The organism is Streptomyces sp. NPDC096012 (assembly GCF_040426375.1).
Classification (GTDB): Bacteria; Actinomycetota; Actinomycetes; order Streptomycetales; family Streptomycetaceae; genus Streptomyces.
On sequence record NZ_JBEOTD010000019.1, the window covers coordinates 1 to 16,354 of the forward strand.

The following is a 16,354-nucleotide window of genomic DNA, read 5'->3' on the forward strand; positions in this document are numbered from 1 at the left end:
CTGCAGGGGGGACCCTGTGGGAGAGTAGGACACCGCCGAACAAAATTTGAGGGAGACCCCCGCATCGAAAGATGCGGGGGTTTTCTGCGTTCCGGAGACTTTTCCCCGTTCCTTTCGTCTACCCGGCCGATTGGATCGGGCCGTAAGGCAGCGGGACGCGGTGGCTCAGAGCCGGCCCGCCGCCTTGAGGGCCAGATAGGCATCCGCCAGTGCCGGCGCCAGATCGTCCGGCGTCGCGTCCACCACCGTCACACCGTGACGACGAAGATGCTCCGCCGTGCGCCGCCGTTCGCTCTGCGCCTGGGCCGCCGCCGCGGCCTCGTACACCGCGTCCACCGTGCCCCGCGCCTTCGCCATGCCTTCGACGTGCGGATCCGCCACCGAGGCCACCAGGACGGTGTGCCGCTGGGTGAGCTGTGGAAGTACGGGCAGCAGACCCTCTTCCACCGGTGCGGCATCGAGCGTGGTGAGCAGCACCACGAGGGAACGCCGGGCGGCGACCCGCAAGGCGGTGGCCGTGAGACCACGGGCGTCCGTCTCGACGAGTTCCGGTTCGAGTGTGGCCATCGCGTTGACCACCGAAGGCAGCACGTCGCCGGCCGAGCGGCCCTGGACCAGGGCGCGGACCCGGCGGTCGTAGGCGAGCAGGTCCACGCGGTCGCCGGCGCGGGAGGCGAGCGCCGCGAGGAGCAGGGCCGCGTCCATGGAGGCGTCCAGGCGGGGGGCGTCTCCCACGCGTCCGGCCGAGGTACGGCCGGTGTCCAGGACCAGGAGGATGCGCCGGTCGCGTTCGGGGCGCCAGGTGCGCACGGCGACCGCGGACTGCCGGGCCGTGGCTCGCCAGTCGATCGAGCGCGTGTCGTCGCCGGCCACGTATTCGCGGAGACTGTCGAACTCGGTTCCCTCACCGCGGGTGAGCACGCTGGTGCGGCCGTCGAGTTCCCGCAACCGGGATAGCTTCGACGGCAGATGCTTGCGGCTGGTGAACGGCGGCAGGACCCGCACCGTCCAGGGCACCTGGTGGGAGCCCTGGCGGGTGAAGAGGCCGAGAGGGCCGTAGGAGCGGATCGTCACGCGGTCGGCCCGGTGGTCGCCGCGCCGCGTGGGGCGCAGCCGGGTCGTCACGCGGCGGCGTTCACCCGGCGGGACGGACAGGCGGTGACGGGAGGCCTCGACCTCCGTGCCGGGCCGCCAGCTGCTGGGCGGCCAGGCGTCCCGCAGGCGGCCCCGCAGGGGACGGCGGGAGGGATTGCCGACCGTGAGCGTGACGTCGGCACTCTCGCCGAGACGCACGGAGGTGGCACCGGAGCGCGTCAGGACCAGCCGTCGTACGGGCGCGGCGAGTGCGAAGTCGCAGGCGCAGGCCAGGGCCAGTGAGCCGTTGACCGCGAGGATGCCGGTCCAGCCCGGTTCCAGGACGCCGACGGGGATCGAGCCGAGGGCCGCGAGGAGGGCGGCGCGTCCGGTGAGCGCCATCAGCGGGGGACCGGGACGTGGGCGAGGATGGAATGGATGACGGCGTCGGCCGTCACGCCCTCCATCTCGGCCTCGGGGCGCAGCTGCACGCGGTGGCGCAGGGTCGGCAGGGCCAGGGCCTTCACGTCGTCGGGGATGACGTAGTCGCGGCCCGTCAGCCAGGCCCAGGCACGCGAGGTGGCCAGCAGGGCGGTGGCACCGCGCGGGGAGACGCCCAGGGCGAGCGAGGGCGACTCGCGGGTGGCCCGGCAGACGTCCACGACGTAGGCGGTGATCTCGGGGGAGACGGAGGTCCTGGCGACCGCGTCGCGGGCGGCCGCCAGTTCGGCGGGGCCGGCGACGGGGCGTACGCCCGCGGCGTGCAGGTCGCGCGGGTCGAAGCCCGAGGCGTGCCGGGTGAGGACGTCGATCTCGTCCTGCCGCGAGGGCAGCGGGATCGTCAGTTTGAGCAGGAAGCGGTCCAGCTGCGCCTCGGGCAGGGGGTAGGTGCCCTCGTACTCGACGGGGTTCTGGGTCGCGGCGACCAGGAAGGGCTCGGGGAGCGGACGCGGGGTGCCGTCGACCGTGACCTGGCGTTCCTCCATGGCCTCCAGGAGGGACGACTGGGTCTTCGGCGGGGTGCGGTTGATTTCGTCCGCGAGGAGGAGGTTGGTGAAGACGGGGCCGGGCTGGAAGGAGAACTCGGCGGTGCGGGTGTCGTAGACCAGGGAGCCGGTGACATCACTGGGCATCAGGTCGGGGGTGAACTGCACGCGCTTGGTGTCGAGCTGGAGGGCGGACGCGAGGGTCCGCACGAGCAGCGTCTTGGCGACGCCGGGCACCCCTTCGAGCAGGACGTGCCCGCGGCACAGGAGGGCGACGACGAGGCCGGTCACGGCGGGGTCCTGGCCGACCACGGCTTTCGCGATCTCGGCGCGCAGGGCTTCGAGGGAGGCTCGGGCGGTGTCCGCCTCCCCGGTCTGCCCGGCGTTGTCAGTGGTCGGGTCCATCATGAACGGCGTACCTCTCTTTCGAGGGCGTCGAGTTGGTCGGTCAGTGCGACGAGGGCCGCGTCGTCGCCGGGTGGCGGCCCGAAGAGGAGAGCGTGCAGGTGCTGTCCCTCGCCGGCCAGGTGCGCGGACAGCGCGGGGAGCAGGGCCTCGGGCGCGTGCGCCTGGGAGAGGGGGACGCCGACGAGGGGGGCGAGGCGGGTGCGGGTGGCGGAGCGCAGAGCGGCGGCCGCGCGGTCCCGGGCGTTGGCCTTGCGGTAGAGGCGGGCGCGGCCTTCGGCGGTCTCGGAGGCGCGGATCGCGACGGGGAGGCGTTCCGGCACGAGAGGGCCGAAGCGGCGCGCCCGCCAGAAGGCGGCCAGGACCGCCGCGACGAACAGCTGCAGCGTGCCCCAGAGCCATCCCGGGGGGAGCAGGTCCAGGAAGCCGGTGCGCTGGTCGTCGGTGGCGGAGGAGTCGGACAGCGAGGGGAGGTACCAGACCAGATGGGGGCGGGAGCCGAGGAGCTGGAGGGCGAGCGAGGCGTTGCCCTGCTCGTCGAGGCGGTCGTTGTAGAGGATGTCGGGTGCGCCGAGGACGACGGTGTCGCCGCCCCCGGACGCCGCGGGGATGCGCAGCAGGGTGGCCAGGCGCTGGCTGGGGTAGCAGGAGTCGGCGTCGAGGTGGGTGGTGGTGTAGCGGATGCCGCCGGTGTCGGCGCTGCCCGCGCGCCGGGCCTCGGCCAGGGCGCAGTCGGGGGCGAGCGTGGAGTGGGGGCTCTTGGCGGGGTCCGCGGTGACGCCGGGAGCGAGCCGCTCGACGGAGGAGCCGCCGGCCGCGACGAGGACGGTGCGGCCGCCGGACGCAGCGGTCGCCTCGCGCAACCGGCTCTGCTGCCCGCCGGTCAGCAGGTCGGGGACGGCGACCAGCACGGTGGTGTCGCGGCCGGCGGCGGCGCGGGCGGCGTCCAGCGTGGTGACCACGCGGGTGGACACACCGCGGTCGGCGAGGAGCCGGGCGACGGCGCGGCTGCCATACGGGTCGACGGAGCGCGGGTCGAGGGCCCCGTGGCGGGCCGTGGAGCCTACGGCGGCCATGGCGACGGCCGCGGCCAGGATCAGGACGACGGCCAGGGTGATGCCCCGGGCTCGGGTCCACACCTGGCGGGCGGTGGGCGTGGTGGAGGTGGTCGGCAGGGTGGCCTCGGTGGTCACTCGGCGGTCCTCCGGCTGCTGCTGTGGCTGGTGCCGGCGGTGCTGTCGGCGAGGCTGGGCCGGGCGCGTTCCAGGTCGCGGTCGAGTTCGGCGATGCGGTGGTACGCCTGCTCGCCGGCCCTGCGCCCGCCGTACGTGACGTCGTCGAACTCCCGGGCCGCGGCGCGCAGTCGGTCCGTGTGCGCGGGAAGGGTGCGGCCGGCCTCGTCGGCGGCCTCGTCGGCGGTGCGGCCGGCGCGCACGTCGAGCAGCGCCCGCTCCTCCAGCGAGCGGACGATGGCCCGCATGCGCTCCTGGACGGCCTGGTTCCAGTGGCCGTGGGCCGCGTGCGCGTCAGCGGCCGCGCGGTGTTCGGCGGCGCTGCGCGGGCGGTCGTCGAACAGGACGCCGGTGGAGACGGGATGCCTGCGCGGGGCCCCCAGGCGCCACCACAGGGCGGCCACCACGGCGGCGACGCACAGGACCACCACGACCAGGCCGACCGCCCCGCCGGGAGTCGCCGAGGCGGCCCTGCCCAACAGATCGGCGACCCGGTCCCAGAAGGCGTTCAGGGCGCGCTGGAGCAGGCCGGGGTCGTTCTCGTGGTACATCCGCTTGGACAGCTCCCGCCGGGCGGCCTCCCGCGCGGGACCACGCGGGACGGTCACCGGGGGCTCGTCCCCCGAGCCGCCGGCCGCCAGGGCGGCCCGGTGCGCCGCCGCGCGCAGCAGGCCGTGTACGACGCCGCCGCCGGACACGGACGCCGGCAGCGCTCCCCCCGTGAGGCTCACCGCATCAGCTCCCCGGGACCGGGCCGGCGGCGCCGGTGGCGGAGGCCTGGGCACCGGATGCGCGGGTCAGTTCGAGGTCGAGTGCCTCGCGGCGGATCCGCTGGTCGATGTAGAGGAGGACCGTGACGCCCGCGCTGATCGGCAGGGTGATCGTGGTGCCGATCAGCGAGCCGATGCCGCGGACGATCAGGAACGTCCAGCTGAAATGTCCGCTGCCGGCGCCGAACAGGTTGCTCATGTCGTCGCCGCTCGCGACGGCCCCGATGAGCGCGAAGGGGATGGCGACGAGCGACGCGACGATGTTGGTGATGAGCCCGGTGAGCAGCGCGATGCCGAAGACGCGCCACCAGGAGCCGCGCACCAGCTTCGCGGAGCGGCTCATGGACTTCACGATGCCCTGCCGTTCGAGCATCAGGGCGGGCGTGGCCAGGTAGAACCGGATCATCAGCCAGCCCGCGACGACGATGCCCGCGAGGACGCCGAGGACGAGCAGTGCCGCCGCCGCGCCGTCGCTGCCGCCGCCGGCCAGGACGAGGATGCCGGGGAGCGCCCCGGCGAGGACCGTGCCGAAGAAGATCAGGCCGAGCAGTACGAGCAGGCCGAACAGCCTGGGGATCTGCGGACGGGCCTCGCGCCAGGCCTCACCGGCGTTGACCGGCCTGCCGAGGACGGCACGGCTGGTGATGGTCGTCAGCAGGGCGGTGGCGATGATCACGGCGACCGTGGAGATCACGGTGACGAGACCGGTGCCGATCATGCTGTCCCGCAGGGCCCGCAGGACGTCGTCGGGGCCGGCGTTCGGGTTGTCCAGCGTCGTCTGCCCGATGTCGTTCATCAGGAAGCCCTGCACGAGGACCAGTGTCGTCTCGACGAGCAGTGCGACCGCCAGCGAGATGCCGAGCACCGTGCGCCAGTGGGTGCGCATGGTGGAGACGGCGCCGTCGAGGATCTCGCCGACGCCGAGCGGACGCAGCGGGATCACGCCGGGCTTGGCCGCGGGCGGGGGGCCGCCCCAGCCGCCGCCCCAGGCGGCGTAGGGGCCGGGGGCGCCGTAGCCGCCGCCGTGACCGCCAGGCCCGCCGCCCCACCCGGGGCCGGGCGGCGGCGGCGGAGCCTGCTGCGGCGCGGGGGCGCCGGTGGGCGTGGACCACTGTCCGGCCGGCGGCTGCTGCTTGGACCACTTCACGCCCTGGGACGGCGATGCGGTGCCCGGCTGCGGTGCGGGCTCGGTCGGGCCGGGACGGTCGGCGGCGTCCGCGGGCTCGGCGGGGCCGGACGCGCCGGGTTCCCGCCCCTCGGGCGGCGGGGCGGATCCGGGCGAGGCCCAGCCCGGAGTGTCTGTCATCGAAGCTCCTTCTCGATGCCCGTCCGCGGACGCGGCGGCAGGCTGGCAGCCATCGTGCCATGGGGTGGTCATCGGCGGACCGGCCGCGGTGGGGCCTGAACACCTTCAATTGTCCGCCTGTTCCGGGGCAGACTGACCGCATGGCTGATCAGCAGGCGCGAACCGGCGGGGACAGGCGTCCGAGCGAGATACCGGTGATCCGATGGGAGGAACCACCCGAAGGTCCCGTACTGGTCCTTCTCGATCAGACGAGGCTTCCGGCCGAGGAGGCCGAGCTGGTGTGCACCGACGCGGCGGCGCTGGTGGAGGCGATCCGCGCGCTCGCCGTACGCGGGGCACCGCTGCTCGGGATCGCGGGGGCGTACGGCGTCGCACTCGCCGCCGCACGGGGCTTCGACGTGGCCGAGGCGGCGCGGGCGCTCGAGGAAGCCCGGCCCACCGCGGTGAATCTGTCCGTCGGCGTGCGCCGGGCCCAGGCCGCGCACCGGGCGGAGCTGGCCAGGACCGGCGACGCCACGGCGGCGGCGACGGCGGCGTTGGCCGCGGCGCAGGCACTGCACCGGGAGGACGCCGAGGCCAGCACGCGGATGGCCGCGCACGGTCTGGCGCTGCTGGACGAGCTGCTGCCCGGCGGCGGGCACCGGATCCTCACCCACTGCAACAGCGGCTCGCTGGTGTCGGGCGGTGACGGCACCGCCTTCGCGGTGGCCCTGGCGGCGCACCGGCAGGGGCGGCTGCGGCGGCTCTGGGTGGACGAGACGCGTCCGTTGCTGCAGGGCGCCCGGCTGACGGCGTACGAAGCGGCCCGCACCGGCATGGCGTACACCCTGCTCACCGACAACGCGGCGGGGTCCCTCTTCGCGGCGGGCGAGGTGGACGCGGTACTCGTCGGGGCGGACCGGATCGCGGCCGACGGCTCGGTGGCGAACAAGGTGGGGAGCTATCCGCTCGCCGTGCTCGCCCGCTACCACCATGTGCCGTTCATCGTGGTGGCACCGCTGACGACGGTCGATCCGGACACTCCCGACGGGGCGTCCATCGAGGTCGAGCAGCGCCCCGGCTACGAGGTGACCGAGCTCGCGGCGTCTCAGGGGCCGATGGCGGGCGCGGGAGGCGGCATCGTGGTGGCCCCCCTGGGGACGCAGGCGTACAACCCGGCGTTCGACGTCACGCCGCCCGAGCTGGTGACGGCGATCGTCACCGAGGAAGGAGTCGTCTCCCCCGTGACGGCCGAGGCTCTCGCGGGGCTGGGCGCCGGGTCGCGCGAGGCGGCGACCGGCTGACGGGGTCCGGCGCCGCAGTCGGCGCCGCCACGGCCCCCTGCGCCCGCGGGTGCCTGTGCCCGTGGATGCCTGCGCTTGCGGTGATCCGTGAGCCCCCGCGTCTGCGGTGATCCGTGGACGCCGGGGCGGATCCGTGCGGGGCATGCGCGGAGGCGTCGCTGGAAGGGGCCGTGGCGTCCGCGGCCGGTGCCACGGTGGCTTCCCGGCGGGGCTGTGGCGTCCCCCGCCGGCGCCACGGTGGCTTCCCCCTGGGGCCGGCGTCCGCGGCCGATGCCACGGTGACTTCCCCCTGGGGCCGGCGTCCCCCGCCGGTGCCACGGTGGCCTCCCGGCGGGGCGGTGACGTCCGCGGCCGGTGCCAGGACATTCCGGCCGGTTGGGCGCCCCGGGCACCATCGGGAAGGCCCGGTGCGGGGGCCTGGCACCCTCGGGGCAGACAGTGACGGCTCCGTACGACTATCGTCACGGGCCAGTGAGGTGCCTCACCTGGGCCTCTGTCGTCGTTACGAGAATGGGATGATGTCGTTTATGAAGGGACGAGTCCTTGTCGTCGACGACGACAGCGCACTGGCCGAGATGCTCGGCATCGTGTTGCGTGGTGAAGGTTTTGAGCCGTCTTTCGTAGCCGACGGCGACAAGGCGCTGGCCGCTTTCCGTGAGAGCAAGCCCGATCTGGTCCTGCTCGACCTGATGCTGCCCGGCCGGGACGGCATCGAGGTGTGCAGGCTGATCCGGGCGGAGTCCGGCGTGCCGATCGTGATGCTCACGGCCAAGAGCGACACCGTCGACGTGGTCGTGGGCCTGGAGTCGGGTGCGGACGACTACATCGTCAAGCCGTTCAAGCCGAAGGAGCTGGTCGCGCGGATCCGCGCCCGGCTGCGGAGGTCGGAGGAGCCGGCCCCGGAGCAGCTGACCATCGGTGACCTGGTGATCGACGTGGCCGGGCACTCGGTGAAGCGGGACGGGCAGTCGATCGCGCTGACCCCCCTGGAGTTCGACCTGCTGGTGGCGCTCGCCCGCAAGCCGTGGCAGGTGTTCACCCGTGAGGTGCTGCTCGAGCAGGTGTGGGGCTATCGGCACGCGGCCGACACGCGGCTCGTGAACGTGCATGTGCAGCGGCTGCGTTCCAAGGTCGAGAAGGACCCGGAGCGGCCGGAGATCGTGGTGACCGTCCGCGGTGTCGGTTACAAGGCCGGACCGAGCTGACGTGTCCGGGGACAGTGCCGCTTCGGCCCCCGGCGGATCCGCTGCCGGCCCGGGACGGCCTGTCGGCCGGACGGCGGCGGCCGCGCGTCTCCGGCGCCTCTTCGAGGGCGGGCTGCTGGGAGGCGGGGTCCAGGGCAGCCCGGTGGTGCGGCTGTTCCTGCGCTGGGTGCGCCGGCCGCTGCTGCCGGTGATGCGGCTGTGGCGCCGCAACATCCAGCTCAGGGTCGTCGCCACGACCCTGCTGATGTCGCTGGGCGTCGTCCTGCTGCTCGGCTTCGTGGTGATCGGGCAGGTGCGCAACGGCCTGCTGGACGCCAAGGTGAAGGCCTCGCAGAGCCAGGCCACGGGCGGGTTCGCGGTGGCCAAGCAGAAGGCCGACGAGGCGGCCGGCGGGACCGCGACGGCTACGGCTGCCGGGACCGGCAGCGCCGACGGCACCACCACCGCCGACGGACGGCAGTCGCAGAACGTCATCCAGTGGATGAGCGACCTCGTGGAATCGCTGTCCAGCGGTGGCGCGGGCGCCTTCGACGTGGCCACGCTGCCCGTGGGCGACGACAGCGGCGGCGGCCGCTCCCCGCGCGGTTCCGGGAACGTCAACCCCGCCTCCAGCGTCCCCGGCGACCTGCGCGACCGGGTCAACAGCGGTACGACGGCCGCTCAGAGCTACACGCGGATCGTCTACGCCAACGGCAAGGAATCACAGCCGGCGCTGGTCATCGGCAAGCAGGTCAACGACCCCAACGGGCGCCCCTACGAGCTGTACTACCTCTTCCCGCTCACGCAGGAGGAGAAGTCCCTGAGCCTGGTCAAGGGCACCCTGGCGACCGCCGGGCTGTTCGTCGTGGTCCTGCTCGGCGCCATCGCCTGGCTGGTGGTGCGGCAGGTCGTCACGCCGGTGCGGATGGCGGCCGGGATCGCGGAGCGGCTGTCCGCCGGACGGCTGCAGGAACGGATGAAGGTCACCGGCGAGGACGACATCGCGCGCCTGGGCGAGGCCTTCAACAAGATGGCGCAGAACCTCCAGGTGAAGATCCAGCAACTGGAGGACCTGTCGCGGATGCAGCGCCGGTTCGTCTCCGACGTCTCGCACGAGCTGCGCACCCCGCTGACGACCGTCCGGATGGCGGCCGACGTCATCCACGAGGCGCGCGAGGACTTCGACCCGATCACCGCGCGGTCGGCGGAACTGCTCGCCGACCAGCTGGACCGGTTCGAGTCGCTGCTCGCCGACCTGTTGGAGATCAGCCGCTTCGACGCGGGTGCGGCGGCCCTGGAGGCCGAGCCGATAGACCTCAGGGAGGTCGTCCGGCGCGTGGTCGGCGGCGCCGAGCCGCTCGCCGAGCGCAAGGGCACCCGCATACGCGTGCTCGGCGACCAGCAGCCCGTCGTCGCCGAGGCCGACGCGCGGCGCGTCGAGCGGGTGCTGCGCAACCTCGTCGTCAACGCCGTCGAGCACGGCGACGGCAAGGACGTCGTCGTCAAACTCGCCGCGGCGGGCGGCGCGGTCGCCATCGCGGTGCGCGACTACGGCGTCGGACTCAAGCCGGGCGAGGCGACCCGGGTCTTCAGCCGCTTCTGGCGGGCGGACCCGGCACGCGCGCGTACCACCGGCGGCACCGGCCTCGGCCTGTCGATCGCCCTGGAGGACGCGCGGCTGCACGGCGGCTGGCTGCAGGCCTGGGGGGAGCCGGGCGGCGGCTCGCAGTTCCGGCTGACGCTGCCCCGGACCGCCGACGAGCCGCTGCGGGGCTCGCCGATACCGCTGGAACCCAAGGACTCCCGCCGAGGCCGCGGCCTCGGCGACGCCGGGCCCCGCGGGAGCGAGGAGAAGCGGGCGACCGTTCCCGTGCAGCACGCAGGCGCCCAGTCGTCGGCGCTGCCACCGCGCGGCTCCGGCTCACCCCGGCCGGCCGGCACCGGTGCCGCCGGCCCCGCCGCCCTGCCCGGCAACGGCAACGGCGCCCGTGTGGTGCCCAGGCCCACCAGTGGTGCCCGGCGCCCGGACGGCCCGCCCGCGCAGAGCCCGGCGACCGACACGGACGCGGCCGTACCGCACGACTCGACCGAGCCAGGGGAGGCATTTCGTGGGCGCTGACCGCAGGGGGAGCGGCCGGCGACGTCCGGGGCGCGCGGTGGCGTGCACCGCCTTGGGGGTCGTTCTGCTGGCCGGGTGCGCCTCGATGCCCGACCGCGGTGATCTGCGGAACGTGGAGTCGACACCGCGGCAGGACACCGCGGTCCGGGTCTTCGCCGTGCCACCGGCCGAGGGAGCCGGCCCCGGCGAGATCATGCAGGGCTTCCTGGAGGCGCTGACCAGCGACGACCCGGAGTACGACACGGCCCGCAAGTACCTGACGTCCGACGCGGCCCGTGCCTGGCGGCCCGAGCAGTCGACGACGGTCCTGACCAACGGACCGAGCATCGAGACCGACTGCCAGGCGGGCGGCGGCGGGGACACCGGCGGGGTCACCTGCGTCCTGTCCGGCAGCCGGGTCGCGACGGTCGACGCGCAGCAGGCGTACCAGCCCGCCGACGGGTCCTACCGCAAGAAGCTGCACCTGGTGAGGAACCCCAAGGACGGGCAGTGGCGCATCGACGGGCTGCCCGACGGGGTCGTCATGGGCAAGTCGGACTTCCAGCGCAACTACACGTCCGTCGACAAGTACTACTTCGCCTCCAACACGGCGGTCGGGGCGAGCGGGCAGCCGGTGGCGGTGGCCGATCCGGTGTTCGTGCGCAGCAAGGTGGACCCGATGACCCAGATGGTCCGCTCGCTGCTGAACGGGCCCACGGCCTGGCTCGGCCTGGTGGTCCGGTCCAGCTTCCCCACCGGAACGGCCCTGCAGGAGGGCGCTTCGGGTCTGGCGCCGGACGACCAGAACAGGCTGACGGTGCCGCTGAACCTCAGGGCGTCGCGGGTGGCCGCGGGCAAGTGCGCCGAGATGGCGACCCAGGTGCTGTTCACCCTGCGGAACCTGACGCCGACGCTCGAGTCCGTCGAGCTGCGGGGGCTGGGTGGCGAGCGGCTGTGCGACCTGACCGATGAGCGCGCCGAGTCGGCCGCCTGGCACGGATCGGCCAAGCGCCCCGACTACCTGTACTTCCTCGACGGCAAGCACCGCGCGGTGCGGATGGCGACCGGGAGCACCGGCACCGGTGCGGCCCCGGTGCCCGGTCCGCTCGGCGACAGCGAGAAGAAGCTGCAGTCGCTCGCGGTCTCCCGGGACGAGCAGACCGCGGCCGGGGTCGGTGACGACGGCAGGTCCCTGTACGTGGCGTCGCTGGCGTCGGGCGGCTCGCTCGGGGAAGCGGTGGTCACCAGCGGCGGCGCGACCCCCGCCGACCGGCTGACCACCCCGAGCTGGGACGCCCGCGGCGATCTGTGGGTGGCCGACCGTGATCCGCACCGTCCGCGGCTGAAGGTCCTGGAGCAGGGCGTCGCGAAGCCGGAGGACGTCGCCGTCCCGGACCTGCCCGGGCGCATCAAGGACGCGCGGGTGGCCGCCGACGGGGTGCGGATCGCCCTGGTCGTGGAGAAGGACGGCAGGCAGTCGCTGCTCATCGGCCGGATCCAGCGCGACGACGGGACCGGGCAGGGCATCTCGGTGGACGGACTGCGGCCCGCCGCACCCGGCCTGGAGCAGGTCAGCGCCATCTCCTGGGCCGGGGACAGCAGGCTGCTCGCCGTCGGCCGGGAGCAGGGCGGCGTGCAGCAGATGCGGTACGTCGAGGTCGACGGCTCCACGCTGGACGGACCGGCTCCCGGGGCGCTGCCGGGGGCGAAGGCGATCGCCGCGTCCGAGGACGAGCGGGTGCCGCTGGTGGCCTACTCGGACGACGGGATCGTCCGGCTGCCGGCCGGGGCGCAGTGGCAGAAGGTCGACAAGGACGGGACGGCACCGGTCTACCCCGGATGAGCGGTGGCCGCCGACGCCGGGCCCCGGGCCGGCGGTGTCCGTCCCCTTTGTGAGTGACGGGCGGCGCGGGGTGCCGCGGGTTGTCCACAGGGCGTTCTCCACAGGGGTGGCAGGGTGTCGTCCGCGTCGGCACAGTGGTGGACATGCGGGGGTGGTGGCAGGACCTCACCGACCTGGTGCTGCCGGCCGACTGCGCGGGCTGCGGGGCACCTCGTACGGTGCTCTGCCCGCGGTGCCGGGCCGCGCTGCGGGCGGGCGCGGCGCGGCGGGTGCGGCCGGTGCCGGAGCCGGCCGGACTGCCGGTGGTGCACGCGGCCGCTCCGTACGCGGAGGAGGTGCGGGCGCTGATCCTCGCCCACAAGGAGCGCGGCGCGCTGGCGCTCGCCGGAGCACTGGGCACGGCTCTGGCAGGAGCCGTGCGGGCGGGGCTCCACCGGTGGGAGGGGGCGGAAGCGGCGCAGGGGTGCGGGCCCGTGCTGCTCGTGCCCGTGCCGTCGGCTCCGTGGGCCGTCAGGGCGCGTGGGCACGATCCGGTGCGGCGTACGGCGCTCGCGGCCGCCGGTGAACTGCGGCGCACCGGGACCCCGGCCCGGGTGGTGGCCGTACTGCGGCAGCGGCGGGCGGTGGCGGACCAGGCGGGGCTCGACGCGCGGCGGCGTATGGAGAACCTCTCGGGCGCGCTGGAGGTGACGCCGGGTGGTGACCGGCTGCTCGACGCGGGCCGGGTCGTGATCGTCGACGACCTGATCACGACGGGTGCCAGTCTCGCGGAGGCGGCGCGCGCCCTGCGGGAGGGGGCCGGACGGTGGGTCGAGCGGATGAACGAAGAGGGAACCGGGATGAGCAGGGTCGTGTACGGGCCCGTATGCCGGGAAGGTAGGGGGGAACGAAGGATCGGAGCCCGGCGGGAGAGGAGGAAGCGGATGCATGGTGCATCGGAAAATGCGGCGGGGAACTCCCTCGCGCCGCGCCTTCGAGCGGCCGTGATCGCCGCTCCCAGGGATTCTTTCCAAATAAACGGAACCTGACGTTGGACCTGCATCGTTGCAGGTGGTGAGAGGGGAATTTCACCTGAACGGAGGTACGCGGCAGTAGAGGGTGACGACATCCGTCCGGGCGAGATATGTTCGGTTGTGAGGAAAGGCGCAGGCCCCACCTCGCATATCCGAATGCCGCGTCGCGGGTTTTCTGACCCGTGCCGCCGGGTGGAGATCTCGCCCATGGGGGAGGAGGTGGAAGTCACCGAGTCCGAGGTCCGGTCATCGCCGGGCCTGGTGCGAAAAGGGAGATGCTCCGCCGAGGCAGCGGAGCGATCCGGGAACGGAGTTCTGCGTGGACATCGTCGTCAAAGGCCGCAAGACCGAGGTGCCCGAGCGGTTCCGCAAGCACGTGGCCGAGAAGCTGAAGCTGGAGAAGATCCAGAAGCTCGATGGCAAGGTGATCAGCCTCGACGTCGAGGTGTCCAAGGAGCCGAACCCCCGACAGGCCGACCGCTGTGACCGAGTGGAGATCACGCTCCGCTCCCGCGGGCCGGTGATCCGGGCGGAGGCAGCGGCCAGCGATCCCTACGTGGCGCTCGATCTCGCGGCGGAGAAGCTGGATGCCCGGCTGCGCAAGCAGCACGACAAGCGCTACTCGCGTCGAGGCGCACGCCGGATCCCGGCGGCGGAGGTCGCCGACCATGTCCCGGAGGCCGCGACGCTGAACGGCAACGGCCTCCCCGCCCACGAGGACGAGTCGGACGGAGTGCCGACCACGAAGATGTGCTCGCTGGAGGTCAAGGGTGAAGGCCCCCTCGTCGTCCGCGAGAAGACCCACGTCGCCTCTGCCATGAGCCTCGACCAGGCCCTCTACGAGATGGAACTGGTCGGCCACGACTTCTACTTGTTCGTCGACTCCGAGACCAAGGAGCCGAGCGTCGTCTACCGGCGCCACGCCTACGACTACGGCGTGATCCACCTCAGTACGGACCCGATGATCACCGAGGCGCAGCCCCCCGCGGCGGGTGGCATGCTGGGCGGCTGACCCGCCCGGTCGAAGCTGAGCCGGTGCCCCTGGAGCGCGTGTGCGCCCCCAGGGGCACCGGTGTGCGACCACTTCGCGCCTCGCACGTCACCTCTGTGTCGTCCGGGCATGAAATCATGGCCGCACCGGCCCAACCGGTGGGCCGCTGCCTTGGGTTGGCGATGGCACGGAACCACAGGCCACGGCCTTCAGGGGGAGGAACGATGGCGGACACCTTCGGACCGATGCGGGACGAGGACGCCGACGGCGGTGCCATCGGCACGGGCCCCGATGCCGGCTCCGCACGCAAGGAGCCGATCCGGGTCCTGGTCGTGGACGACCATGCCCTCTTCCGGCGCGGACTGGAGATCGTGCTCGCGGCCGAGGAGGACATCCAGGTCGTCGGCGAGGCCGGCGACGGCGCCGAGGCCGTCGACAAGGCGGCCGACCTGCTGCCCGACATCGTGCTGATGGACGTCCGCATGCCCAGGCGCGGCGGCATCGAGGCCTGCACCTCCATCAAGGAGGTCGCCCCCAGCGCGAAGATCATCATGCTGACCATCAGCGACGAGGAGGCCGACCTCTACGACGCGATCAAGGCGGGCGCGACCGGTTACCTCCTCAAGGAGATCTCCACGGACGAGGTGGCCACCGCCATTCGCGCGGTGGCCGACGGCCAGTCGCAGATCAGCCCCTCGATGGCGTCGAAACTCCTCACCGAGTTCAAGTCGATGATCCAGCGCACCGACGAGCGCCGGCTGGTGCCCGCGCCCCGGCTGACCGACCGGGAGCTGGAAGTCCTCAAGCTCGTCGCCACGGGGATGAACAACCGGGACATCGCCAAGGAACTGTTCATCTCCGAGAACACCGTCAAGAACCACGTCCGCAACATCCTGGAGAAGCTGCAGCTGCACTCCAGGATGGAGGCCGTGGTCTACGCGATGCGGGAGAAGATCCTGGAGATCCGCTAGCGGATCCGGCCGCCCTGGCCGAGGGCCTGGGCCAGCTCTCTCGCCAGGGGCTCCCGCAGATGCGGCGCGTCCACGCGCTCCACGCGTACGTCCGTGCAGTCGACCCAGGTCGCCGCCTCGATCAGGGCCTGGGCGACCGCCGGGACCGCCCTGGGTCCGTCCAGCGTCACCTGCCTGGCCACCAGGGTGCTCCCCTCGCGGGCGGGGTCGACCCGGCCGACCAGCCGGCCGCTGGCCAGCACCGGCATGGCGAAGTAGCCGTGGATCCGCTTGGGCTTGGGGACGTAGGCCTCCAGGCGGTGGGTGAAGCCGAAGATCCGCTCCGTGCGCGCCCGTTCCCAGATCAGCGAGTCGAACGGCGACAGCAGCGTGGTGCGATGGCGCCCGCGCGGCGGCGTGGCGAGGGCCTGCGGGTCGGCCCAGGCGGGCTTGCCCCAGCCCTCGACCTCGACCGGAACCAGACCCGAATCGGCGATCACCGCGTCGACCTGCTCGCCCTTGAGGCGGTGGTAGTCGGCGATGTCCGCGCGCGTGCCGACGCCGAGGGACTCGCCGGCCAGCCGCACCAGACGGCGCAGGCACTCGGTGTCGTCCAGCTCGTCGTGCAGCAGCGCCTGCGGCACCGCCCGCTCGGCGAGGTCGTACAGCCGCTTCCAGCCGCGCCGCTCGACGCACACCACCTCGCCGTACATCAGCGCCCGCTCCACGGCGACCTTCGTGCCCGACCAGTCCCACCAGTCGCTCGTCCTCTTCGCACCGCCCAGCTCCGTGGCCGTCAGCGGGCCCTCCGCGCGCAGCTGCTTGATGACCTGGTCGTAGGCGCCGACGGGCAGTTCGTGGTTCCAGTGCGGGCGGTTGCGGTAGGCACGGCGGCGGAAGGCGAAGTGCGGCCACTCCTCGATGGGGAGGATGCAGGCGGCGTGCGACCAGTACTCGAAGGCCCGCGCGTCCGTCCAGTAGGCCGACTCCACGGTCTTGCGGCCGACCGCGCCGAGGCGGGCGTACGCCACGAGTTCGTGGGACCGGGCGAGCACCGAGATCGTGTCGAGCTGGACCGCGCCGAGGTGACGCAACACGCCCTCGACTCCGGCGCGCCGGTCGGGGGCACCGATGAAGCCCTGGGCCCGCAGGGCGATGCGGCGGGCGTCGTCCGCGGTGAGGGTGGTGGTGGGGCGCGGAAGGGTCGTCATGCGTCGGA

13 protein-coding genes are annotated in these 16,354 nt (G+C 73.4%); 7 read left to right on the plus strand and 6 right to left on the minus strand.

Annotated elements, in window-relative coordinates:
- Positions 1 to 165 precede the first annotated feature (165 nt).
- From ABVB68_RS19445 to ABVB68_RS19465, 5 genes are read right to left on the minus strand one after another with little or no spacing between them, the layout of a single operon-like run.
- Positions 166 to 1,476, minus strand: coding sequence for a DUF58 domain-containing protein (locus ABVB68_RS19445; RefSeq protein ID WP_353602333.1), 1,311 nt, complete (start codon positions 1,474 to 1,476; stop codon positions 166 to 168).
- Complete coding sequence (locus ABVB68_RS19450) at positions 1,476 to 2,465, minus strand: AAA family ATPase (RefSeq protein WP_353602434.1); 990 nt, start codon at positions 2,463 to 2,465, stop codon at positions 1,476 to 1,478. Before ABVB68_RS19450 ends, ABVB68_RS19445 begins: the two co-directional genes overlap by 1 nt.
- The gene (locus ABVB68_RS19455; RefSeq protein WP_353602334.1) at positions 2,465 to 3,658 is read right to left on the minus strand and encodes a DUF4350 domain-containing protein; all 1,194 of its coding nucleotides are present in this window, start codon (positions 3,656 to 3,658) and stop codon (positions 2,465 to 2,467) included. The genes ABVB68_RS19450 and ABVB68_RS19455 overlap by 1 nt, the downstream gene beginning before the upstream one ends.
- Positions 3,655 to 4,428, minus strand: a complete 774-nt coding sequence (locus tag ABVB68_RS19460; RefSeq protein WP_503006184.1) for a DUF4129 domain-containing protein — start codon at positions 4,426 to 4,428, stop codon at positions 3,655 to 3,657. Before ABVB68_RS19460 ends, ABVB68_RS19455 begins: the two co-directional genes overlap by 4 nt.
- A gap of 4 nt (positions 4,429 to 4,432) precedes the next feature.
- On the minus strand, positions 4,433 to 5,773 hold the full coding sequence (locus ABVB68_RS19465) for a DUF7847 domain-containing protein (protein WP_353602335.1): 1,341 nt from the start codon (positions 5,771 to 5,773) through the stop codon (positions 4,433 to 4,435).
- Positions 5,774 to 5,913: 140 nt separating this feature from the next.
- On the opposite strand from ABVB68_RS19465, the gene mtnA reads away from it, so the two are divergent.
- The 7 genes from mtnA (at position 5,914) to ABVB68_RS19500 (ending at position 15,156) form a co-directional block, all read left to right on the plus strand.
- Positions 5,914 to 7,056: an S-methyl-5-thioribose-1-phosphate isomerase gene (mtnA, locus tag ABVB68_RS19470; protein ID WP_353602336.1), complete on the plus strand. Its 1,143-nt coding sequence runs from the start codon at positions 5,914 to 5,916 to the stop codon at positions 7,054 to 7,056.
- 515 nt (positions 7,057 to 7,571) lie between these two features.
- Complete coding sequence (gene mtrA / locus ABVB68_RS19475; protein WP_202485207.1) at positions 7,572 to 8,261, plus strand: two-component system response regulator MtrA; 690 nt, start codon at positions 7,572 to 7,574, stop codon at positions 8,259 to 8,261.
- Between the two features lies 1 nt (position 8,262).
- Positions 8,263 to 10,359: an MtrAB system histidine kinase MtrB gene (gene mtrB, locus ABVB68_RS19480; RefSeq protein ID WP_353602337.1), complete on the plus strand. Its 2,097-nt coding sequence runs from the start codon at positions 8,263 to 8,265 to the stop codon at positions 10,357 to 10,359.
- Complete coding sequence (locus ABVB68_RS19485; protein WP_353602338.1) at positions 10,349 to 12,181, plus strand: LpqB family beta-propeller domain-containing protein; 1,833 nt, start codon at positions 10,349 to 10,351, stop codon at positions 12,179 to 12,181. The genes mtrB and ABVB68_RS19485 overlap by 11 nt, the downstream gene beginning before the upstream one ends.
- A gap of 143 nt (positions 12,182 to 12,324) precedes the next feature.
- Positions 12,325 to 13,209, plus strand: a complete 885-nt coding sequence (locus ABVB68_RS19490) for a ComF family protein (protein WP_353602339.1) — start codon at positions 12,325 to 12,327, stop codon at positions 13,207 to 13,209.
- 304 nt (positions 13,210 to 13,513) lie between these two features.
- On the plus strand, positions 13,514 to 14,206 hold the full coding sequence (gene hpf, locus ABVB68_RS19495) for a ribosome hibernation-promoting factor, HPF/YfiA family (RefSeq protein ID WP_353602340.1): 693 nt from the start codon (positions 13,514 to 13,516) through the stop codon (positions 14,204 to 14,206).
- A 203-nt stretch (positions 14,207 to 14,409) separates the two neighbouring features.
- A complete protein-coding gene (locus ABVB68_RS19500; RefSeq protein WP_353602341.1) occupies positions 14,410 to 15,156 on the plus strand; it encodes a response regulator in 747 nt (248 codons plus the stop codon).
- Here the strand turns inward: ABVB68_RS19500 and ABVB68_RS19505 are convergent.
- Entirely contained in the window at positions 15,153 to 16,346 is a 1,194-nt protein-coding gene (locus tag ABVB68_RS19505; protein WP_353602342.1) for a winged helix-turn-helix domain-containing protein, read from the minus strand. The genes ABVB68_RS19500 and ABVB68_RS19505 overlap by 4 nt on opposite strands.
- Positions 16,347 to 16,354 lie beyond the last annotated feature (8 nt).